The following is a 19398-nucleotide window of genomic DNA, read 5'->3' on the forward strand; positions in this document are numbered from 1 at the left end:
GCCGCAATCTCCAGACGAATTCCGATGAAGCCCGAAGCCCGCAAGCACCTCCGCGCCAACCTGCTGATGCTCGGCGCCGCCGCGATCTGGGGTTCCGCTTTCGTCGCGCAACGCCTGAGCCTCGACGTGATCGGGCCGTTCCTGTTCACGGGGCTGCGGTTCCTGCTCGGCGCGCTCGTGCTGGTGCCGCTGCTGATGGTCAATACCGCGTCGCGCGCGCAGCTCGCGGCGATCCGGCGCGAACCGGCTTTGCTGCTGCCGGGTGTCGCGCTCGGCGGGCTGCTCGCGGTGTCGATCTCGCTGCAGCAGTTCGGCCTGCAATACACGCGGATCGCCAACGCCGGCTTCATCAGCTCGCTGTACGTCGTGATCGTGCCGCTGATGGGCGTGTTCGCGCGCCACCGGATCGGCGCGGGCACATGGTTCGGCGCGTTGCTGGCCGCGATCGGCCTGTATTTCCTCAGCATCGACGAGCACTTCTCGGTGCTCTACGGCGACTGGTTCCAGCTCGCGGGCGCCGTCATCATTGCCGCGCACGTGATGGCGGTCGGCCATCTCGCGAAACGTCACGATCCGCTCGTGCTCGCGTTCCTGCAGTTCGTCGTGTGCGGCGTCGCGTGTCTCGCGGTCGGGCTGGCCGTCGAACCGGTCAGCGTCGCGATGCTGCGTGGCGCGCTGCCGACGCTGCTGTACGGCGGGCTGCTGTCGGTCGGGGTCGGCTATACGCTGCAGGTCGTCGCGCAACGCGACGCGGCGCCCGCGCACGCGGCCGTGATCTTCAGCATGGAAGGCGTGTTCGCGGCGATCGCCGGTTGGGCCGCGCTCGGCGAAACGCTGACGCTGCGCGCGCTGGTCGGCTGCGCACTGATGCTCGCCGGCCTGCTCGCGTGCCAGTTGCTGCCGAACGGCGACGCACGGAAAAAGGACGAGGACGCGCTGCCGGCGTGACGCCCACCGTCCCTATAATGGCGATTCGCGTGACTTTCACGCCAACCGCTTCCGACAGGCCTGCTCCGTGACGTCCACTTCCGTCGATCCCGCCGCCGACCTGCTGCGCGAACGCGCAGCGCACTACGCCGCCCAGGCGGCACTGTTCCTGCGCGACCAGGCGCTCTCCACCGCGTCGCACGACCTGCGCAGCCCGCTGAATGCGATGCACAGCTGGGCCTACGTGCTCGAGCGCCAGCTCGCCAATGCCGATCCGAACCTGCAGCGCGCGCTCGCGGGCATCCGCACCGGCATCGACCAGCAGGTCGCGCTGATCGACGGCGTGCTCGACGCGCCGCGCGCGGAAACGCGCACGCTCGCGCTCGCGCCGCGGCCGTTCGCGCTGCGTGCGCTGCTCGACGACACGATCGCGCTCGTGCGTGTCGCGCTCGCCGACGCACGCCAGGTCGCGCTCGACGCGACGCTGCCGGACGGCGAGCCGTCGCTCACGGTCGACCGCGAACGCGTCGCGCAGGCGCTGTGGACCCTGCTGACGACGGCCGTCGAGGCCAGCGCCGCGGGCAGCCGCGTCGCGTTCGCGTGCACGCGCGACGGCGCGCAGTTCACCGCGCGCGCCACCTGCACGGTGAACGCCGACGTACTCGTCGACCCGGAACAACCGCACGTGTTCGAATCGTTCGCGCGGCGCGAAATGCTGCGCGAGCGCGACGCGAAACGCAGCGCGTGGACACTCGCGCTGTGCCAGCGCGTCGCCCTGGCGCACGGCGGCACGTTCACGCACGACGTGTTCGCCGACGGCGCGACCGCCACGATCACCTTCTCGATTCCCTGCGAGGCGCCGGTGTAAGCAAGCGGTCGCCCGATACATTACGAATTCCTTTCTGGCTCTATACTGATGAGCCTGTCATAACCGGAGCGATTCTTTGTTACAGATCTTCGCGCTCATCGGCGCGTTGTTCCTGGTGGCCCTGAACGGGTTCTTCGTTGCCGCCGAATTCGGCCTCGTCAAACTCCGCGCGACGCGCGTCAAGACCCTCGCCCGCAAGCACGGCCTGCGCGGGCGCATCCTCGCCGTCGTCCACGGCCGGCTCGATGCGTATCTTTCCGCGTGCCAGCTCGGCATCACGCTCGCGTCGCTCGGCCTCGGCTGGGTCGGCGAACCGGCGTTCGCGCAACTGATCGGCCCGCTGCTCGACCTGATCGGCGTGCAGTCCGAACGCGTCGTGCATCTGATCTCGCTGGTGTTCGCGTTCTCGCTGATCTCGTTCCTGCACATCGTCGTCGGCGAACTGGCGCCGAAATCGATGGCGATCCGCCAGTCGGAGAAGGTCGGCCTGTGGGTCGCGCTGCCGCTCTACGCGTTCTACTGGGCGATGTATCCGGCGATCTGGGTGCTCAATACCAGCGCCAACGCGGTGCTGCGGCTCGCGGGGCTGTCGGCCGACCACGGCGGCGACGCGCACTATTCGACCGACGAGCTGAAGCTGATCCTGCGCAGCCGCCGCAGCGCGGCCGGCAATGCGGCCCAGCCGGCGCGCGGCACGTACAGCAACGACGAATGGAACACGCTCGCGCATTCGCTCGATTTTTCGTCGATGACCGTGTCGGACCTGATGCGGCCGGCCCATGAAATGATCGGCCTGCGGCGCGACCTGCCGCTGCCCGACAACATGGAGATCGTCGCGCGGCACCGTTTCAGCCGCTATCCGCTGTTCGAGGATGCGTCGCGCGAACAGGTGAGCGGGCTGATCCACCTGAAGGACCTGCTGCTCGCGCGTCACGCGGGCGCCGCGCTCGACGATCTGTCCGACTACGTGCGCCCGGTTCAGTACGTGAAGCCCGACACGCCGGCGCTGGAGCTGTTCCGCCGCTTCCGCAAGGGCGCCCCGCACTTCGCGCTGGTCGGCAACAAGGGCGAGAAGCCGATCGGCTTCCTGACGCTCGACAACCTGCTCGGCGCGCTGGTCGGCCAGATCCACGACGAGTTCCGCCAGGGCGATGCGGACTGGAGCCGCCTCGACGACGGCACGCTGATGGGCAAGGGCAGCCTGCCCGTCGTGTCGCTCGAGCAGGCGCTCGGCATCGACATCGACGAAGGCCGCGCGGAATCGGTCGGCGGCCTCGTGATCCAGGCGTTGAGCGACCTGCCGACCGAAGGGCAGCGCGTGTCGTTCGACCGCTTCGACGTCGTCGTGAAGAAGATGAACGGGCCGCGCATCGTGCTCGTGCGCGTCTATCCGAAGATCGCGAAAGAGGCCGACGAATGACGGCCGCGCGTTGCGGCGCACGATGAACGCGCCGCTGCCGCGCTGCTGCGTGATCACGCCGGAACCGGCGTCCGCGTCGGCGGCCGATCGGGCCGCGTTTCTCGACCGGCTGTCGGCCGTGCTCGCGCGCGGCGAAACGCTCGTGCAACTGCGCGTGAAATCGCTCGACGCGGCCGCGTTCGCGGCGCTGGCCGCCGCGGCGCTCGCGCGCTGCAACGCCGCCGGTGCGCACCTGATGCTGAACGGCCCGATCGACGCAGCCGGCGTGATGCGGCTCGACGGCGCCGGCTGGCATCTCGACGGCGCCGCCTTGCGCGGCGTCACGCAGCGGCCGCTGCCGGCTGACCGGTGGGTGTCCGCCGCGTGTCACTCGCGAGACGACCTGCTGCTGGCCGCACAGGCCGGCGCGGATTTCGTCACGCTTTCGCCGGTGCTGCCGACGCTCAGCCACCCCGGCGCGCCGACGCTCGGCTGGACGCGATTCGACATGCTGGCCGCCCAGGCCGCGATGCCCGTGTTCGCGCTCGGCGGCATGACGCGCGCGCATCTCGACGACGCGCGCCGTCATGGCGCGTACGGCATCGCGGGGATTCGCGGGTTCTGGTAATTCGGGGCCTTCCGGGCGCGCCGCCGGGTGCGACTGCGCGCGGTCCCGCCGCTTCACAACTTCATCGGCTCATGCATTCAGGTTCGCACGCATCCCGCGCCACGAACCGTCGTCGATGCGACGCACGTCGTGCGTCAACGCGTAGCGATTGACGTCGCCCGTCAGCCACGCGACGAGCGAATACGGCGGCAACTCCCCTTCATCGACCCGGTCGCGCGCGCGCGCCGGCGTCTCGAACACCACCCGGCCGCCCGGTGCGTCGAACGGCACCGCGTCCGGCGACAGGTTCAACGCGATCGTCAAGGTTTCGTCGTCGGCGAGCCGCCACGATGCGCACAGCGCGTCGGCATCGCCGTCGCCGTCCGCCTTCAGCGCGCGTGCGTCCTGCGGCCGGCAATCGGACAGCCTTGGCGCGATCAGCTTGGCGCGCACCGCGAGCGCCGACTGCACGAAATGCGCACGATCGACGTCGCGCGCGGTTTCGTCGAAGACCAGCGGGATCTGCGGCGTGAGCAACGACAGCGCGAGCGCGGCCAGTCCGGCCGCCTGCCCGTGATCGCCGTGGCCGCTGTCGCGCCATGCGCCATCGGACAGCACGAGCGACGTCAGCGCCAGTCCGCCATCGGCGGCCATGCCGTCCGCCGACGCGGCCGGCTGGTACGCCGCGCCCGCCGCGGTCAGCGCGCGGGCGAGCGTGTGAATCGACTGGTGCGTGGAAATGCCCTCGTGGGCCGACGTGTCGCGCCCCGTGAGCCGGTGCAGCGCGCGTTCGCCGCAGCCGTTCCACTGCGCGTCGAAATGGGTATCGGCCAGATGCGCGGGGTGCCGCTCGCTGCCGAGCACGAGATGGATCAGCCGGTCGGCCGGCACGGCCGCGCGCACGCGGTCCGCGATCTCGCGCAGCCACGACACGCCGATCCGGTCGGCTTCGCGCAGGCGCAGCCCGTCGCAACGGTATTCGTCGATCCAATACAGCGCGTTGTCGCAGAAGAAATCGCACACTTCCGGATGATCGAGCGCGAGCGGCGCGGCCTGCAGCGGATCGTCGCGCGTATGGAAGAACGGCCCTGCGTAGTGGCGCAGCGCATCGGTGCCGCTGCCGAAGCGCGCGTAGTCGAGCTCCAGCAGCACCGCGAGACCGTAGCCATGCGCGGCATCGATCAGCGCCTTCAGCGCGTCGGGGCCGCCTTCGGCCGCGAGCGGCGCGAACGGCAGGCTGTCGTGCGGCGACGCGAGCAGCTCCAGCGCGGTCACGCCGAGGCGCGCGAGCTGCGGCAGGCGACGGCGCACGGCGTCGAAGCCGCCCACCGCGTGCGGGCGAATCGCGTAGAGCGCGATGTCTTCCCACGCGCGCCCGTGCCAGAACGTATTGCGCCACGTGAACGCGCGCGGATCGACGACCTCGCTGGGGCCGTTGAGCCCTTCGGGTTGCGAGCGCGACGCGGGATCGGGAATCGACACGGTATCGTCGAGCCGATAGCGGTAACGCGCACCCGCGCCGCAGTCGACGAAGACTTCGAACCAGTTCGGGCCGGCGCTCGTCATCGGCACGAGCGTCGGGCCGTAGCCGATATCGAGTTCGAGCTGGACGTGGGTGCTGCCCGGCGCCCACACGCGGAAATGCGTGCGCGGCGTCGGGCTGAGCGCGCCGCAGGGCTGCGCGCCAAACGGCAAGCAATGGATGTAGTGCTGCGCGTACGGATCGTGCGGACAATCGGACATCATGCGCTCCTCGTGCGTACCGAGCGGCATGGCCGCGCCACTGGCGCAGCGCATCGGGGCCCGGCATGCGACGGCCAGGCTGGGGAGAGAAACGAGTATGCGCCGGATTCGCCACCGCGATGCACCGTGGTCAGACATTTTTAAATGCGAATCGACCCCGGCCAACCACCCGTGGAAACGGGCGACCGTCACGCGCCGGCGGGTCGGGTAGTCGGCATACCGGAATGATCGCTCGCCTTGTTGCGCCGGCCGCGCGCCCCTACGCTCTGCGTGATGCTCGCGGACACGTCGTCCGCGCACCGACCCGAGGACTCCGCCATGTCGCTTCCCGCCAGCGCCGCGAAATTCGATCCGTCACGCGCCCACGAATACGCCGAGCAATCGCGCATCGCGCTGGCCGGCTACGATGCCTGCCACGAACTCGCCGCGTGCATGCTCGCGTCAGTGATCGGGGCGGCCGATGCCCGGATTCTCGTCGCGGGCGCGGGCGGTACGGGGCAGGAAATCTGCGTCACGGCCGCGCTCGAACCGGGCTGGCGGTTCACGGCCGTCGACCCGTCCGCGCCGATGCTCGCGCTCGCGCGCTCGAACGTTGAAGCAGCGGGTTTCGGCGCGCGTACCGCGTTCGTCGAGGACGGCGTCGACGCATTGCCCGACGCGCCCGCGTTCGACGGCGCGACGCTGATCGGCGTGCTGCATCACGTGCCGGGCGACGACGCGAAAGTCGCGCTGCTGCACGCAATCGCGCGACGCCTGAAGCCCGGCGCGCCGCTCGTGCTCGCCGGCAACCATCGCCGCTACGCGGACCATCCGCGCCTGCTCGATGCGTGGCAGCAGCGCTGGCGCATGAAGGGTGCCACGCCCGACGCGGTGCGCGCGCAACTCGCGAAAATCCTGCAGGGCGCCGATCCGCCCGCATCCGAGGAAGCCGTGTTCGCGCTGCTGCGCGACGCGGGCTTCGACGCGCCGCTGCGCTTTTTCGCGAGCCTGTTCTGGGGCGCGTGGATCGCGGTGCGACGCGCGTGACGGTTCGATGCGGCCCGCGATGGCCCGCCCCACGCGATTCGCGAACGCGCCGCAGGCACTCGGTATGATGTCGTTCCCGCCCCCTTCCGGCCTCGACATGCTCACCGTCCATCACCTGAACAACTCGCGTTCGCAGCGCGTGCTCTGGCTGCTCGAAGAACTGGATGTGCCATACGAGATCGTGCGCTACGCACGCGATCCGAAAACGATGCTCGCGCCGGCCGAATTGCGCGCGATCCATCCGCTCGGCAAGTCGCCCGTCGTGACCGACGACGGCCGCACGTTCGCCGAATCGGGCGCGATCATCGAATACCTGGTCGAACGCTACGGCAACGGGCGCCTCGCGCCGCCGCCCGGCTCGCCCGAGCGGCACGACTACACGTACTGGCTGCACTACGCGGAAGGGTCGGCGATGCCGCCGCTGCTGCTCAAGCTCGTCGCGCTGCGGATCGCGCATGCGCCGATGCCGTTCTTCGCGCGGCCGATCGCGCGCAAGATCGCCGCGACGCTGCAATCGGGTTTCGTCGATCCGCAGATCGATCTGCATCTCGGCCATGTCGACGGCGCGCTCGCACGCAGCGGCTGGTTCGTCGGCGACGGCTTCAGCGCGGCCGACATCCAGATGAGCTTTCCGCTCGAAGCCGCGACCGCGCGCGGCGGCGGCAGCCGGTATCCGGCAATCGCGCGCTTTCTCGACACGATCCATGCGCGGCCGGCGTACCAGCGGGCGCTGGAGCGCGGCGGCCGGTACGACCTGCTCAAGTAGCCGGCGTCAGCTCAGCAGCCCCGCCGCGACGTTGATCGACAAGCCGAGCACGGCCATGTTGAAGTAGAACGACAGGATCGACTGCGCGAGCACCGAGCGCCGCGCGGAGCGGTTCGCGAGCGACACGTCGGCCGTCTGCGACGCGACCGCGAGCGTGAACGCGAAATACAGGAAATCCCAGTAATCGGGCTCCGGGTGTTGGTCCGGAAAGCGGAGCGCGCGATCGCTGCTCGGCGAGCCGTAATAGAGCCGCGCGTAGTGCAGCGTGAAGATGGTCGGGATCAGGAACCACGCGCCGAACAGCGTCGCACCCGTGATCGCGTAGTGGCTGAGCCCCGCGCTGAAGCCGACGCTCTTCGCGGTCGCGAGCTCGATCGCGATCGCCGCCACGCTCGCGACGGTCGCGAGGCACACGACGGTCAGCACGGTCGTCGCGTTTTCATCCTCGCGGATCGCGACTTCGCGCACCTTGTGATGATGCGCGGTGACCATGCGCACCCACATCAGCACGAGATACAGCCAGACCGCGCAGTCCCAGCCAATCAGTGCGCGCGCGGTCGGGCGCAGCGGAAACGGCAGCAGGACCGCGCACAGCACGCCGGCGACGAACGCCGCGACCATGCGCGGCCGGTTGCGTAATACCTGCGGATAAAGCGTCATCGTGTGATTCCGAAAGCGGATGGAAAGGATTCGGCCGGTGCGCGGGAAAGCCGCCGCGCCGGCGGGTAACGCGCCCCGATTATCGCCATTCCGTCGCCACGTGGCGATGGGCGCGAGCGCCTAAGATAAGGGGATGACTGCCCCCGCCCTGCTCTGCCGCCATCCCGCGAACCCGGCCGGCCGCGATTTCGTCGTCGGCGACCTGCACGGCTGCGTGGACGTGCTGCGCGCGCTGCTGCACGACGTCCGCTTCGATCCGGCGCGCGACCGGCTGTTCTCGGTCGGCGATCTCGTCGACCGCGGCCCGGCCTCCGACACCGCGCTCGACCTGCTCGACCGGCCGTGGTGTCACGTCGTGCGCGGCAATCACGAGGAAGTGCTGAGCCTCGTCGCGCGCGGCAAGCTGCCGCCCGACGCGTGGCGCAGGATCGGCGGCGACTGGGGCGCCGACCTGCCGCCGGAACGGCTGCGCGCGCATGCGGCGCGCGTCGACGCGCTGCCGCTCGTGCGGGTGATCGGCGACGGCCCGACGCGCTTCAACGTGCTGCACGCGGAATTCTTCGGCTCGGACGCGGAGCTCGATACCGGCAGCTATCCGCACGACGTGCGCGAGCGGCTGATCTGGGGCCGCGATCTGGTCCAGGGGCTCGCCGATCCGGCGCGGCAGGCCGGACTGTCGCTGACGTGCACCGGGCACACACCGGTGCGTGAGCCGCAACGGATCGGCGCGCAATGGTTCATCGACACGGGTGCGTTCGCGCCGGCCGGGCGGCTCACGCTCGCCGAGCCGCGCACCGGCCGCACATGGTCGATGACGCAGACCGAAGCGCGCGAACGCCACGCGGGCGACTGGCCGCTACCCTGACGCGCCGGCCGGCGCCTGCGTCCCCACGCGCACCCTAGCCGACCTGATTCAGTTCGAACACCGCATCGACGGCCGAGCCGTTCCAGTTGTATTCGAGATAGGCCGCATGCTGGCAGTCGCGCAGCAGCGTCGTGCGGAACGCGGCGAGACACTCGCCGCGCGGATCGCGCACCGACGGATAGACGATTCCCGCGCCACCCGCGTTGCGCACCGCGCGACCGAAGGCCTGCCCCGCGCGGTAGTCGACCGGGTCCAGCAGCGCGGGATCGCGCTGCGGCCACGTGCGCACGTCGGCGACGTCGCCGTGCGCGAACACGGTATAGAGCCGCATCTGCTGGCGCATCGGCGGCTCCTTCGTCGCGGCGAGGAACAACCCGCTGTGATAGCGCGTTTCGGCGATCGCCGTGTCGCGCGAGCGGGTGCAGTAGAACACGCCGTAGCTGCCGTCCGAAAACCGGCTGCCCAGCGGATTCAGGTGCGTGAACGCGGCCATGATCGGCCCCCAGCCCTGCCCGTAGCGGCGTTCGGCGGGCGGCACGAGCTCGAGCGTGCCGACTTCGTTGCGGATGCGGTCGTTGGTCAGCGATTCGAGTGCATAGAGCGCGTCGAAATCCTCCGCGGACGCGACGCGGTCGAACAGGTTGATGGCAGGAAAACGGGTGGGAATCACGCGATAGGCCGGTGCCCAGTCGACGGTGGTCGTGGGCCACCGGGTGACGTCGGTCGGTGTCGTCACGCCCAGCCACCCCGCATCGCATCGAGATATTGGCGAACGGCCACCAGATCGCCGACGTTGCCGGCCAGCATCCGGTCGAGTGCGCGCTTGCCGCCGAACGGCGCCGCATCGTTGGGCCGCTTGACCCACGCATCGGCCGCGGCGGGCTGCGGCAACAGGATCTGCAACCCCTTGTAGATGCCGAGCAGCAGCGACAGGCGCTCGAGCGTATCGCGCGGCAGGCGCGCCGATTCCGGCGCGGCCTTCCACTTGAAGAACGTCGAGCGGCCGGGCGACCCGAGCAGCACGATCTGCTCGTCGATCGTCAGTTCCCAGTCGCGCGCGATGTTGAAAAACGCGCGCAGGCCGGCCGCCGACATCTGCGCGACCGAAGCGTGCGGCAAGGCGGAATGCGAATCGTAGGCGGGCTGTGACATGACGGTTAGTCTCAAAACGAATCTACTAACAAGATTAGTCCATTCTCGTATTTTTGCAAGGGTCGCACCCAGCGATCGCCACGCCCATCCGACAAATCGATATTTTTTGTCCATTCTGGACTCTTATTTTATTTTCTGCGTTAATGGCCGTGCGGACCCCGCGTCACGGCGCGGGTCGTGTCCGTGGAGACCGTGTCGCACAGAAACCGGATGCACCACGCCAAGGAACGCACCATGAAGAGACTGATTGCCGCTGTTTCGATCGCCCTGCTCGCGGTATCCGCAGGCCCCGCCGTCGCGAAGGACTGGACCACGATCCGCTTCGGCACCGATGCCAGCTACGCGCCGTTCGAGTCGAAGGCGCCCGACGGCAAGCTCGTCGGCTTCGACATCGACCTCGGCAACGAGATCTGCGCGCGCCTGAAGGCGAAATGCGTGTGGCTCGAGAACGATTTCGACGGGATGATTCCGGCGCTGAAGGCGAAGAAGTTCGACGCGGTGCTGTCGTCGATGTCGATCACGCCGCAACGCGCGCAGCAGATCGGCTTCACGACGAAGATCTACAACCAGCCGACGCGGCTCGTCGTGAAGAAGGGCTCGCCGCTGCTGCCGACCGCCGAATCGCTGAAGGGCAAATCGATCGGCGTCGAACAGGGCACGACGCAGGAGACGTATGCGAAGGCGTACTGGGGCAAGCAAGGCGCGAACGTCGTGTCGTACCAGAACCAGGACGGCGTGTATGCCGACCTGATCGCCGGCCGCCTCGACGCGGCGCTGCAGGATGAAGTGCAGGCCGCGATCGGGTTCCTGAAATCGCCGCGCGGCGCGAACTACACGTTCGTCGGGCCCGAGCTCGTCGACGAAAAGGTGCTCGGCATCGGCGCGGGCATCGGCTTGCGCCAGGAAGATACCGACCTGAAGGCGAAGATCGATCGCGCGATCCTCGACATGGTCAAGGACGGCACCTACAAGCGGCTCGCGTCGAAGTACTTCGACTTCGACATCTACGGCAGTTGAAAACGGCGTCGCGCGCGTACGGATACTGCTTCCGTCGCACGCGTCCGACCGCCCCTCCCCTTGCAACCGGATGGCAACGGCATCGAGCGGTTCGCCGTTGCATCGAATGCAGGTCGTCCTGCGTCGTATGCGGCACGCGGCAGGACCCCTGCATTATTGTTTGGACTGCAGATCGACTCTCTGAGACAACGACACGCCATGCGAATGGATGTCGTGCCGTTCTGGTCAATAGGCGAAGATCGGGCGTCGCGGTACCGGCGCCCGTGTGCACATGCCCATGCGGACCGGGTTCGCGTGCAGGAAAGTGCCGACCCGGCGCGGATGACCGGCAACCAGCCGGATCCGCCTCGCACCGGGCGCGGAGAGATGGCCTGTCGAGGCATGCCGGTCGGCCGCAAGCGCGACGTTCGAGCGGCGATGTCCCGAATCACGGCGATCGCGGCCAGCGGACCGCGGCGTGTGATGATCGATCATTTTTCTACCCCGTTTGCTGTCTGATGTTTGTTCCGGCAACCGGACGATGCCGATGCCCCGGCGATCAGGCGACGACGTCCCGTGCTCGCCGCGACGCGGCTGCTGCCCCGCGCGCGGCCGCCGCATCCCCGCGGACTGCGTCCTGGCCGGTACCGAAGGCTTGCGCCGCCTGACCGGACGGACCTCGCGTCGTCGACTCTCGCATGTCCCTCTTCGCAAGGACCGGGCCAGCGCTGCGCGAGCCCGGCCGGACAAGGCGATGGTCAGGCCGGCTGACGGCCGGCACGGGTGTGGCATACGGGAAGTTACGAAACTGAAACATCGGGGCCGCGGCGCGCGCCGGCCCTGCAACGGCGGGGCCTTGCGGAATAAGGCTGAACAATGGAGCGCGGAATTTTTACCGGCGACGGACCGGCCGACCGGACCGGTTCGGCGCGGCAATTCCTCCGGCGGCCGACGCGAAATGTTTCATGCGCTTTACATGCCGGCGCCGGCGACGCGTACCGTCCATCGCGCTGGACGCGGCGGCCGATCGCATGGCTATACTGCGACTCCGCTTCACGCGACTTCACGCCGACCACTGCCCACGATGCTCCGTACCTTCGCCGCCGAACGTGCCAGACTGATCCGCTTCGGCGTGTCGGGCCTGGGCTCGACCGCGCTGCATGCGCTGATCGCCGCCGCGATGTTCGCGCTGTGCGACGCGACGCCCGTCGTCGCGAACGCGAGCGCGTTCGTCTGCTCGACGGCGTTCTCGTATCTCGCCAATACGCTGTGGAGTTTTTCGTCGCCGGTGACGTGGGGCAACTTCATGCGCTTTCTCGCGGTCGCGATGGCCGGCCTCGCCGTGACGATGCTGCTGGCGCACGGCACCGACGCACTCGGGCTCGCCCGCGCGTGGAGCATCGTCGCGGTCGTGCTGTGCGTGCCGCCCGTCACGTTCGTGCTGCACCGGCTGTGGACCTATCGCTGAGCCGGCCCGCACGCATCGCGCCCGCCGCTCAGCCGACCCGCTGATGCCCCGCGTCGCCCGACGGCGCGCCGTCGTGCCCGCCGCTGTCGCCATTCCCGCCGCTGCCGCCGTTGTTGTCGTGATCGTTCAGCCCGTGCTCGATCATCATCCGGTAGAGCGTCACGCGTGAAATGCCGAGTTCGGCGGCGGCCTTGTTGATCCGGTGGTCGTTGCGCAGCAGCGCATTCTCGATCGCGGTGCGTTCGGCCAGCGCCCGCGCCTGTTCGAGCGTCACCGGTTCGGTTTCGCCGGGCGTGTCGAGCCCGAGATCGTGCGGCGTCAGCAGCCGGCTCTCGGCCATCACGATCGCGCGCCGCACGCGGTTGATCAGTTCGCGTACATTGCCGGGCCACTCGTAGCGCCGCATCGCATCGAGCGCGGCCGACGTGAAGCCGCTGATCTTGCGGCCGCTGTCGGCCTTGAATTTCTGCAACACGTAGTGCGCGAGGATGTCGATGTCCTTGCCGCGCGCGCGCAGCGGCGGCTCGTGAATGCGCAGCACGCACAGGCGGTGATAGAGATCCGCGCGGAAGCGCCCGGCCTCGACCGCGCCGTCGAGATCGACGTGCGTGGCCGAGATGATCCGCACGTCCACCGCGATCGATTCCTGCCCGCCGAGCCGCTCGATCTTGCCCTCTTGCAGGAAGCGCAGCAGGCTTGCCTGGCTTTCGACCGGCATATCGCCGATCTCGTCGAGAAACAGCGTGCCGCCGTTCGCCGATTCGATCCGGCCCGCGCGCCGCTGGTTCGCGCCGGTGAACGCGCCGCGTTCATAGCCGAACAGTTCCGACTGCAGCAGGTGATGCGGAATCGCGCCGCAGTTGATCGCGACGAACGGCCCCTTGCCGCGGCCGGAGCGCTCGTGAATCGCGAGCGCCGTCAGCTCCTTGCCGGTGCCCGACTCGCCCGAGATGAACACGCTCGCGTCGGTCTTCGCGACCTTGCGGATCGTGCTGAACAGCTGCTGCATCGCCTCGCAGTTGCCGATCATCCCGTGTTCGCCGATCGACGCCGCGTAGGCGGCGCCGTCGACGCGATCGAGCGCGGCCATCCCGCGCGCATGGCCGAGCACGTGCGAAATCCATTCGTACGGCAGCGGCAGCGTCACGTAATCGAAACAATAGCTGCGGATCAGTTCGCGCACGGCGGGGCCGATCGTGATGCCGGCCTGCGCGATGGAAATCCAGCCGATCGCCGGCTGGCTCAGACACATCTTCAGCGCGGGATAGTCGCGCGACGTGAAGCCGGTGAAATCGACGAGCCCCGCGGCCACGCTCACGCCGGAGGTCATGTTCTGCGCGGCGCCGGCCGTCTTCGCGACCGCGATCTCCCAGCCGAGCCCGCGCAGTTGTGCCAGCAACGGCTCGTCGGGCGTGCGCATGATCACGAACAGCTTGCGTCCGGCCTCGGGGGCGGTGACGGACACGTCCGTCATCTCGGGCGCCGCCTGCCCGTTTGCGTCGGGTGACCTTGCAACCATCGTTGTTCCCCGCTTGGCGTTGGTATCGCGCGCCGGCTCGCCGCCGCGTACGACGGACACGATCGAACCGACATATTGGCCGTATTTCCGTCCGAATAAAATCCCCCTGCGCATGAATCGCGCCGGAGGTCGGCGTTGTCATGAACGGTATATCGATGCGGCCGGCCCGCGGCTAGATGGGTGTTATCCCGGTGGCGGGCGCCGCGCGCGACCGGAAAGGCCCGGCCCCGACCGCGCAAAGCCGCGCCGGTGCTGGCGCACGGCGATCGTGAAGGACGCGGCGCACGCCCGATTCGTGCGCCGGCCCATGCGCGCGCAACCGGTCCGCCGGGCAGGCGGACGCCCGGGCAACCGGTTCCGGTTGATTTTCGTCAATCGTCGGAAGAAGCCGGCTGATGCACGAACGCAACATGCGCGGCGCCCCGCCGTGCGGCGGGGTGAGGGGTCAGCGGCCCGACGCGAGCGGCGCGGGCGTGTTCGCGCGGCCGCGGCCGGCCGGCGCGCCGCCGTGTTCGCCATAGGTGGCGGCCAGTGCATCGACCCGCGCGAGATGGTGGCGATTGTCGTGATCCCACGGGTGGAAGCCCGGCCGGAAAAAGCTCAGCCATTCGCCGGCGATGCGCGGGAACAGCCCGCGACGCGGCCCGTACAGGAACGCGATCATCCGCAGCATGCCGCGCACGTGATGGCCGGCGCCGCGATCGCGCCACAGCAGCGTCGCATGCATCAGGAACACGGTCGGCCAGAACGTCAGCGTCGTCAGCAGATACACGCCGATGCGGATCAGGTAGCGACGCAGCCCCGGCTTCATCGCGGCATTCCACACGTCGAACGACACGGCCTTGTGCTCGGTTTCCTCCAGCGCGTGCCAGATCCACATCTGCCGGTAGCCTTCGACCGAACCGTCGAGGCGCGTCGGGTCGCGCAGCAGCCAGTCGGCGAGCATCGCCGTGTAATGCTCGGCCGCCACCGTATGCGCGAGCTGCACCGAATGCGGCAGCTTGCGCTTCATGTAGCCGAGCACCGTCCACACGCGCTGGTCCAGCTTGCGCGCGGGTAGCCGGTTCGCCTGCATCAGCTCGTTGTATTCGATGTGCTCGCGCGTATGCATCGCTTCCTGGCCGATGAAGCCGAGCACCTGCTGCTTCAGCACGGGATCGTCGATCCGGTCGCGATAGTTGCGCACCGAATCCATGAAGAAGCGCTCGCCGGCCGGAAACAGCAGCGACAGCGCGTTGAAGAAATGGGTCACGTGCGACCCGAGGCCATGCCAGTCCTTCGCGCGTTCGACCGGCAGGTCGAAGCGCAGGTCGCGGCGCACCGGCATGATCCCGGCTGCGGTGGCGGAAGCGGCTGACTTCATGTTCATCGTTCTCCTGTTGCGGAGCCGTCCGGCGCATCGTCCGACGCGGCCGGCGCAAGCCCGGGCGGCGCATCGCGCGCCGCCAAAATCCTGACATCGACAGATGTAACGATAGGCCGCGCGCGCCGGCGCATGCAAGCCGCGCGGTAGATGCGCGCTTCCAAACAGGGCACGGTCGGAAAGACGGAAAAAACGGCGCTCGAACGACATTCGGCCGGGCCGCGATTCGAACGCGGGCGCGCGCGTCGGGGCGAGGCGCCGGATGCGGCGCGGCGCCCCGCCAGCGGCCCGCAGGCCCCGTGCGGCGGGCCTTTCGCGGGATCGGGCAACGCTCGTGCAGCAGGCTGTCACGTGAGCCGTTCGCATCGATTCATACGCGCCGCGCACGGTCGCGGTGCACCCTCGCCCCCGCCGCTCGCGAAAAATTCAAACGCGCGTTCCAATTGCGTTTCGGGCGCTCACGCCGGCACGCCCCGCCACGCTGCCCCGCGCCGCGTGAAACGGCGCGAAATCCACGCGCGCCGGCCCGCTGCGCGCTCGCCTACAATAGCGGTTTCACGCAACCTCTTTCAGGAGAAATCATGTCCGTCATCACGACCGAATCGGGCCTCAAGTACGAAGACCTGACCGAAGGCACCGGCGCGGCAGCGCAAGCCGGCAAGACCGTCAGCGTCCACTACACGGGCTGGCTGACCGACGGTCAGAAATTCGATTCGAGCAAGGATCGCAACGACCCGTTCGCGTTCGTGCTCGGCGGCGGCATGGTCATCAAGGGCTGGGACGAAGGCGTGCAGGGCATGAAGGTCGGCGGCGTGCGTCGCCTGACGATCCCGCCGCAACTCGGCTACGGCCCGCGCGGCGCAGGCGGCGTGATTCCGCCGAATGCGACGCTCGTGTTCGAAGTCGAACTGCTCGACGTCTGACCCTGCACCCGGTCGTTTTCTTCCCGATGGAACGCATCGCCTCCCCCGCCATCGCGCTGCGCCGCTACGCCGCGTGCGAAGCGTCGGACGTGCACGACTTCCACCAGGTCGTGCTCGGCGTCGATGGCGCGATGGTGATGGCGGTGGACGGAATCGGCCAGCGCATCGACCGGCACGCGGCCTGGCTGATTCCGGCCGGCGCGCGTCACGACTACGCGGGCCTCGGCGACAATCGCCAGCTCGTGATCGACCTGCCCGCCGCGTCGCTCGCGGTACCGCAGCGGCTGTTCGACCATGCACGGGCCGTGTCGATCGACCCGGCGCTCACGTCGCTCGTCGCGCAGGTCGCGGCGGCCGCCGCGCAACACGATGTGCCGGACGGCGACGCACGGCAGGCCGCCGCGCACCGCTTTCAGTGGCAGGCCGCGGCGCGCCTGTGCGACGCGCTGCTCGACGATGCGGGCATCGCCGCGCCTGCGTCGGGCCTCGATTTCGCGCGCATCGACCGCTGGCTGCGCGCGCGGCTCGCCGAACCGCTGCGCATCGCCGATCTCGCCGCGCACTGCGGCTACGGGATGCGGCGCTTTCATCAACTGTTCGTCGATGCATTCGGCGAAACGCCCCATCGCTACCTGCAGCGGCTGCGGCTCGACGCCGCGATCGTGCTGCTCGCCGACGGCCGGCATGCGCTGGTCGACATCGCGGGCAGCGTCGGCTTCGCGGACCAGAGCACGTTCACGCATGCGTTCACGAAGCGCTTCGGCGTGGCGCCGGGACGCTGGCGCGGCGAACGGCATTGAACGCATCGGCCTCGCTGAATACGCATCGACGCACGTAGCCAGCGGCACGCATTCGCGTCGGCATCCGTATCGACGCTTCGCGTCCCGCTGAAACATCGCCTGTCCGTCGCCGCCTACGATGGACGCATGGATACGACCACACCGTCCCCGGCTTTCCCGCCCGCGCTCGCGCGCGTCGTCGCCACCGTCAGCATCGGTTTCGTCGTCACGCAGCTCGACGTGACGATCGTCAATATCGCGCTCGCGCATCTCGCCGCCGACCTGCACCTGCCGGTCGCCGGCCTGCAATGGGTCGTCGATGCGTACACGCTCGCGTTCGCGGTGCTGATGCTGTCGGCCGGTGCGCTCGGCGACCGCTTCGGCGCGCGCCGCCTGTACGTCGCCGGCCTCCTGCTGTTCGCGCTCGCGTCGCTTGCATGCGGCGCCGCCGTCGCGCCCGCGATGCTGATCGCGGCCCGCGCGCTGCAAGGCGTCGGCGCCGCGGCCATGCTGCCGAATTCGCTCGCGCTGCTCAACGACGCGTGCCGGCACGACCCGCGCCTGCGCGCCCGCGCGGTCGGTGGGTGGACGGCGGCCGGGTCCATCGCGATCGCGGCCGGCCCGGTCGTCGGCGGCCTGCTGATTGCCGCGTGGGGCTGGCGCGGCATCTTCCTCGTGAACCTGCCGCTGTGCGCGGCGGGGCTCGCCGCTACGTTCGCGTGGGTGCCCGCGCGCCGCGAGCAGGCTGCCCCGGCACGCTCGGCCCGTTCGCTCGATCCGCGCGGCCAGTTCGTCGCGATCGCGATGCTGACCGCGCTGACCGGCGCCGTGATCGAATGGCGGCCGCTCGGCTTCACGCACCTGGTCGTGACCGGCGGCTTCACGCTGGCGGCGCTGGCCGCGCTCGCGTTCGTCGCGATCGAATCGCGCACGGCCACGCCGATGCTGCCGCTATCGCTGTTCCGCCACCGCACGTTCAGCGCGGCCGTGCTGTTCGGGATCTGCGTAAACCTCACGTATTACGGCACCGTATTCATGCTCGCGCTGTACCTGCAACGCACACGCGACCAGTCGGCGTTGCAGGCCGGGCTCGCGTTCCTGCCGCTCACCGGCGGGTTCCTGCTGTCGAATCTCGCGAGCGGACGCGTCGTCGCGCGCCACGGCCCGCGCATGCCGATGGTGGCCGGCGCGCTCGTCGCCGCGCTCGGCTACGGGTCGCTGCATGTCGTCGATGCAACGACGCCGCTCGTCATGGTGCTGGTGCCGTTCCTGCTGATTCCGTCGGGCATGGGCTTCGCGGTGCCCGCGATGACGACGGCCGTGCTCGCGTCGGTCGCGCCCGACCGGGCCGGCATCGCGTCGGCGGTGCTGAATACCGCACGGCAGGCCGGCGGTGCAATCGGCGTCGCGGCATTCGGTGCGCTCGCCGGCGGCGGCGGTGCAGCGCAGGTCGTCAGCGGGTTGCGGATCGAAACCGCCGTGTCGGTCGCGCTGCTGCTCGCGGCCGCACTGCTCGCGACCCGTGTGCGGACCGATGCGGATCGCGGTGCCTCTCCCGCGCCTCGGGCGACGCCACCGGTCGATCGCACGCGTGCGGTCACGCGTCACCGAGGTGAGGCTGGATCAGGTAACGCCGACGAAAGAAGGTCTGCGTGAATCGACTCGCGTAGCCGGCAGTGCCGCGCTCGTGCTGTCGCGCCGAATGCCATCCGACGGCACGACCCTCGCGCATGACGCTCACCGACGCGCCGCGCCCGCTTCGTCATCGATCTTCTTCACGACCGTATCGGCCGCCTTCAAAGGCCGGCCGTCGTCGTGCCGCAGCGCGAGCTTGCGGATCGCGCGCCCGGTGCCGCGATCGATCAGCACCGAATGCCGCTCGCCGCGCGCGAACAGGTTGGCCTCGCCCCACTGCCGCAGCATCACGATGACCGGAAACAGCCCCTCGCCCTTTTTGGTCAGCACGTACTCCTGATACGCGGTGCCGTCGGACGCCGGCACGACGTCGAACACGCCCGCGTCCACCAGCATCTTCAGCCGGTCGGACAGGATGTTGCTCGCGACGCCGAGGCTCGCGCGGAAATCGCCGAAGCGGCGCACGCCGTCGAACGCATCGCGCACGATCAGCAACGCCCAGCGATCGCCGACGATATCGGTCGCGCGCGCCACCGGGCACGGCGAATCCGCAAGACTTTTCTGCCTGGCCATGTTGCTCTCCGCAATCACGCCGGCCGCCTTCGCAGGCATGCCGGCCATCCGGCACGGGCCGCTGGCCCGTCACCCAACAGGTTGCATTTTAAAACTACTTTTCCTACACTCCAAACCAGTTTCAAATTG

Annotated in this window: 20 protein-coding genes; 12 read left to right on the top strand and 8 right to left on the bottom strand. The window is 69.2% G+C overall.

Annotation, left to right across the window (positions count from 1 at the left end; all coding sequences use genetic code 11):
• Positions 1 to 24: 24 nt before the first annotated feature.
• The 4 genes from DFS13_RS31730 (at position 25) to DFS13_RS31745 (ending at position 3822) form a co-directional block, all read left to right on the top strand.
• Complete coding sequence (locus DFS13_RS31730) at positions 25 to 948, top strand: DMT family transporter (RefSeq protein WP_034202638.1); 924 nt, start codon at positions 25 to 27, stop codon at positions 946 to 948.
• Positions 949 to 1015: 67 nt separating this feature from the next.
• Positions 1016 to 1795, top strand: a complete 780-nt coding sequence (locus DFS13_RS31735; RefSeq protein WP_006497274.1) for a sensor histidine kinase KdpD — start codon at positions 1016 to 1018, stop codon at positions 1793 to 1795.
• Positions 1796 to 1871: 76 nt separating this feature from the next.
• Positions 1872 to 3215: a hemolysin family protein gene (locus DFS13_RS31740; RefSeq protein WP_006486244.1), complete on the top strand. Its 1344-nt coding sequence runs from the start codon at positions 1872 to 1874 to the stop codon at positions 3213 to 3215.
• A gap of 22 nt (positions 3216 to 3237) precedes the next feature.
• On the top strand, positions 3238 to 3822 hold the full coding sequence (locus DFS13_RS31745) for a thiamine phosphate synthase (protein WP_109342366.1): 585 nt from the start codon (positions 3238 to 3240) through the stop codon (positions 3820 to 3822).
• A 69-nt stretch (positions 3823 to 3891) separates the two neighbouring features.
• Here the strand turns inward: DFS13_RS31745 and DFS13_RS31750 are convergent, their stop codons facing one another.
• The gene (locus DFS13_RS31750) at positions 3892 to 5544 is read right to left on the bottom strand and encodes a DUF3459 domain-containing protein (protein ID WP_006486141.1); all 1653 of its coding nucleotides are present in this window, start codon (positions 5542 to 5544) and stop codon (positions 3892 to 3894) included.
• 318 nt (positions 5545 to 5862) lie between these two features.
• Here DFS13_RS31750 and DFS13_RS31755 point away from each other — a divergent pair, with 318 nt between their 5' ends.
• Both DFS13_RS31755 and DFS13_RS31760 read left to right on the top strand, forming a co-directional pair.
• Positions 5863 to 6570 carry a class I SAM-dependent methyltransferase gene (locus DFS13_RS31755; RefSeq protein WP_048988747.1) on the top strand — a complete coding sequence of 236 codons (708 nt, stop codon included), beginning with the start codon at positions 5863 to 5865 and terminating at the stop codon, positions 6568 to 6570.
• Positions 6571 to 6667: 97 nt separating this feature from the next.
• Complete coding sequence (locus tag DFS13_RS31760; protein ID WP_012493186.1) at positions 6668 to 7336, top strand: glutathione S-transferase; 669 nt, start codon at positions 6668 to 6670, stop codon at positions 7334 to 7336.
• Positions 7337 to 7342: 6 nt separating this feature from the next.
• On the opposite strand, the gene DFS13_RS31765 is transcribed toward DFS13_RS31760, so the two are convergent.
• Positions 7343 to 7996: a DUF1345 domain-containing protein gene (locus tag DFS13_RS31765; RefSeq protein ID WP_006486145.1), complete on the bottom strand. Its 654-nt coding sequence runs from the start codon at positions 7994 to 7996 to the stop codon at positions 7343 to 7345.
• A gap of 133 nt (positions 7997 to 8129) precedes the next feature.
• Between DFS13_RS31765 and DFS13_RS31770 the strand changes: the two genes are divergently transcribed.
• Entirely contained in the window at positions 8130 to 8861 is a 732-nt protein-coding gene (locus DFS13_RS31770) for a metallophosphoesterase (RefSeq protein WP_006493108.1), read from the top strand.
• 34 nt (positions 8862 to 8895) lie between these two features.
• On the opposite strand, the gene DFS13_RS31775 is transcribed toward DFS13_RS31770, so the two are convergent.
• Together DFS13_RS31775 and DFS13_RS31780 are read right to left on the bottom strand one after the other, a co-directional pair.
• The gene (locus tag DFS13_RS31775) at positions 8896 to 9597 is read right to left on the bottom strand and encodes an RES family NAD+ phosphorylase (RefSeq protein ID WP_006490695.1); all 702 of its coding nucleotides are present in this window, start codon (positions 9595 to 9597) and stop codon (positions 8896 to 8898) included.
• Positions 9594 to 10013 (bottom strand): MbcA/ParS/Xre antitoxin family protein, encoded by a 420-nt coding sequence (locus tag DFS13_RS31780; protein WP_006490694.1) that lies wholly within the window; start codon positions 10011 to 10013, stop codon positions 9594 to 9596. Before DFS13_RS31780 ends, DFS13_RS31775 begins: the two co-directional genes overlap by 4 nt.
• Before the next feature lie 234 nt (positions 10014 to 10247).
• Here DFS13_RS31780 and DFS13_RS31785 point away from each other — a divergent pair, with 234 nt between their 5' ends.
• Positions 10248 to 11030 carry an ABC transporter substrate-binding protein gene (locus tag DFS13_RS31785; RefSeq protein ID WP_006490696.1) on the top strand — a complete coding sequence of 261 codons (783 nt, stop codon included), beginning with the start codon at positions 10248 to 10250 and terminating at the stop codon, positions 11028 to 11030.
• Positions 11031 to 11255: 225 nt separating this feature from the next.
• On the opposite strand, the gene DFS13_RS31790 is transcribed toward DFS13_RS31785, so the two are convergent.
• Entirely contained in the window at positions 11256 to 11504 is a 249-nt protein-coding gene (locus DFS13_RS31790; RefSeq protein ID WP_077020940.1) for a hypothetical protein, read from the bottom strand.
• Between the two features lie 589 nt (positions 11505 to 12093).
• On the opposite strand from DFS13_RS31790, the gene DFS13_RS31795 reads away from it, so the two are divergent.
• Complete coding sequence (locus DFS13_RS31795; RefSeq protein WP_012493184.1) at positions 12094 to 12477, top strand: GtrA family protein; 384 nt, start codon at positions 12094 to 12096, stop codon at positions 12475 to 12477.
• A 28-nt stretch (positions 12478 to 12505) separates the two neighbouring features.
• On the opposite strand, the gene DFS13_RS31800 is transcribed toward DFS13_RS31795, so the two are convergent.
• Both DFS13_RS31800 and DFS13_RS31805 read right to left on the bottom strand, forming a co-directional pair.
• Positions 12506 to 13996 (bottom strand): sigma-54 dependent transcriptional regulator, encoded by a 1491-nt coding sequence (locus tag DFS13_RS31800; RefSeq protein WP_020979476.1) that lies wholly within the window; start codon positions 13994 to 13996, stop codon positions 12506 to 12508.
• A gap of 445 nt (positions 13997 to 14441) precedes the next feature.
• Entirely contained in the window at positions 14442 to 15359 is a 918-nt protein-coding gene (locus DFS13_RS31805) for a metal-dependent hydrolase (protein WP_012493182.1), read from the bottom strand.
• A gap of 581 nt (positions 15360 to 15940) precedes the next feature.
• Here DFS13_RS31805 and DFS13_RS31810 point away from each other — a divergent pair.
• The 3 genes from DFS13_RS31810 (at position 15941) to DFS13_RS31820 (ending at position 18717) form a co-directional block, all read left to right on the top strand.
• Positions 15941 to 16282: an FKBP-type peptidyl-prolyl cis-trans isomerase gene (locus DFS13_RS31810; RefSeq protein WP_006482165.1), complete on the top strand. Its 342-nt coding sequence runs from the start codon at positions 15941 to 15943 to the stop codon at positions 16280 to 16282.
• A gap of 26 nt (positions 16283 to 16308) precedes the next feature.
• Entirely contained in the window at positions 16309 to 17082 is a 774-nt protein-coding gene (locus DFS13_RS31815) for an AraC family transcriptional regulator (protein WP_048988695.1), read from the top strand.
• A 126-nt stretch (positions 17083 to 17208) separates the two neighbouring features.
• Complete coding sequence (locus DFS13_RS31820) at positions 17209 to 18717, top strand: MFS transporter (protein ID WP_060212592.1); 1509 nt, start codon at positions 17209 to 17211, stop codon at positions 18715 to 18717.
• 81 nt (positions 18718 to 18798) lie between these two features.
• On the opposite strand, the gene DFS13_RS31825 is transcribed toward DFS13_RS31820, so the two are convergent.
• Entirely contained in the window at positions 18799 to 19269 is a 471-nt protein-coding gene (locus tag DFS13_RS31825; protein WP_012493181.1) for a helix-turn-helix domain-containing protein, read from the bottom strand.
• Positions 19270 to 19398: the final 129 nt, after the last annotated feature.

The sequence above is a fragment of the Burkholderia sp. 28_3 genome, from assembly GCF_003253915.1.
GTDB lineage: Bacteria > Pseudomonadota > Gammaproteobacteria > Burkholderiales > Burkholderiaceae > Burkholderia > Burkholderia cenocepacia.

What these genes read in the sequence shown, in the direction of transcription:
- DFS13_RS31730 (WP_034202638.1), top strand. Translation starts at nt 25, where the DNA reads ATGAAGCCCGAAGCCCGCAAGCACCTCCGCGCCAACCTGCTGATGCTC.
- DFS13_RS31745 (WP_109342366.1), top strand. Translation starts at nt 3,238, where the DNA reads ATGAACGCGCCGCTGCCGCGCTGCTGCGTGATCACGCCGGAACCGGCG.
- DFS13_RS31750 (WP_006486141.1), bottom strand. Translation starts at nt 5,544, where the DNA reads ATGTCCGATTGTCCGCACGATCCGTACGCGCAGCACTACATCCATTGC.
- DFS13_RS31755 (WP_048988747.1), top strand. Translation starts at nt 5,863, where the DNA reads ATGTCGCTTCCCGCCAGCGCCGCGAAATTCGATCCGTCACGCGCCCAC.
- DFS13_RS31760 (WP_012493186.1), top strand. Translation starts at nt 6,668, where the DNA reads ATGCTCACCGTCCATCACCTGAACAACTCGCGTTCGCAGCGCGTGCTC.
- DFS13_RS31765 (WP_006486145.1), bottom strand. Translation starts at nt 7,996, where the DNA reads ATGACGCTTTATCCGCAGGTATTACGCAACCGGCCGCGCATGGTCGCG.
- DFS13_RS31770 (WP_006493108.1), top strand. Translation starts at nt 8,130, where the DNA reads ATGACTGCCCCCGCCCTGCTCTGCCGCCATCCCGCGAACCCGGCCGGC.
- DFS13_RS31780 (WP_006490694.1), bottom strand. Translation starts at nt 10,013, where the DNA reads ATGTCACAGCCCGCCTACGATTCGCATTCCGCCTTGCCGCACGCTTCG.
- DFS13_RS31785 (WP_006490696.1), top strand. Translation starts at nt 10,248, where the DNA reads ATGAAGAGACTGATTGCCGCTGTTTCGATCGCCCTGCTCGCGGTATCC.
- DFS13_RS31790 (WP_077020940.1), bottom strand. Translation starts at nt 11,504, where the DNA reads ATGATCGATCATCACACGCCGCGGTCCGCTGGCCGCGATCGCCGTGAT.
- DFS13_RS31795 (WP_012493184.1), top strand. Translation starts at nt 12,094, where the DNA reads ATGCTCCGTACCTTCGCCGCCGAACGTGCCAGACTGATCCGCTTCGGC.
- DFS13_RS31800 (WP_020979476.1), bottom strand. Translation starts at nt 13,996, where the DNA reads ATGGTTGCAAGGTCACCCGACGCAAACGGGCAGGCGGCGCCCGAGATG.
- DFS13_RS31805 (WP_012493182.1), bottom strand. Translation starts at nt 15,359, where the DNA reads ATGAAGTCAGCCGCTTCCGCCACCGCAGCCGGGATCATGCCGGTGCGC.
- DFS13_RS31810 (WP_006482165.1), top strand. Translation starts at nt 15,941, where the DNA reads ATGTCCGTCATCACGACCGAATCGGGCCTCAAGTACGAAGACCTGACC.
- DFS13_RS31815 (WP_048988695.1), top strand. Translation starts at nt 16,309, where the DNA reads ATGGAACGCATCGCCTCCCCCGCCATCGCGCTGCGCCGCTACGCCGCG.
- DFS13_RS31820 (WP_060212592.1), top strand. Translation starts at nt 17,209, where the DNA reads ATGGATACGACCACACCGTCCCCGGCTTTCCCGCCCGCGCTCGCGCGC.
- DFS13_RS31825 (WP_012493181.1), bottom strand. Translation starts at nt 19,269, where the DNA reads ATGGCCAGGCAGAAAAGTCTTGCGGATTCGCCGTGCCCGGTGGCGCGC.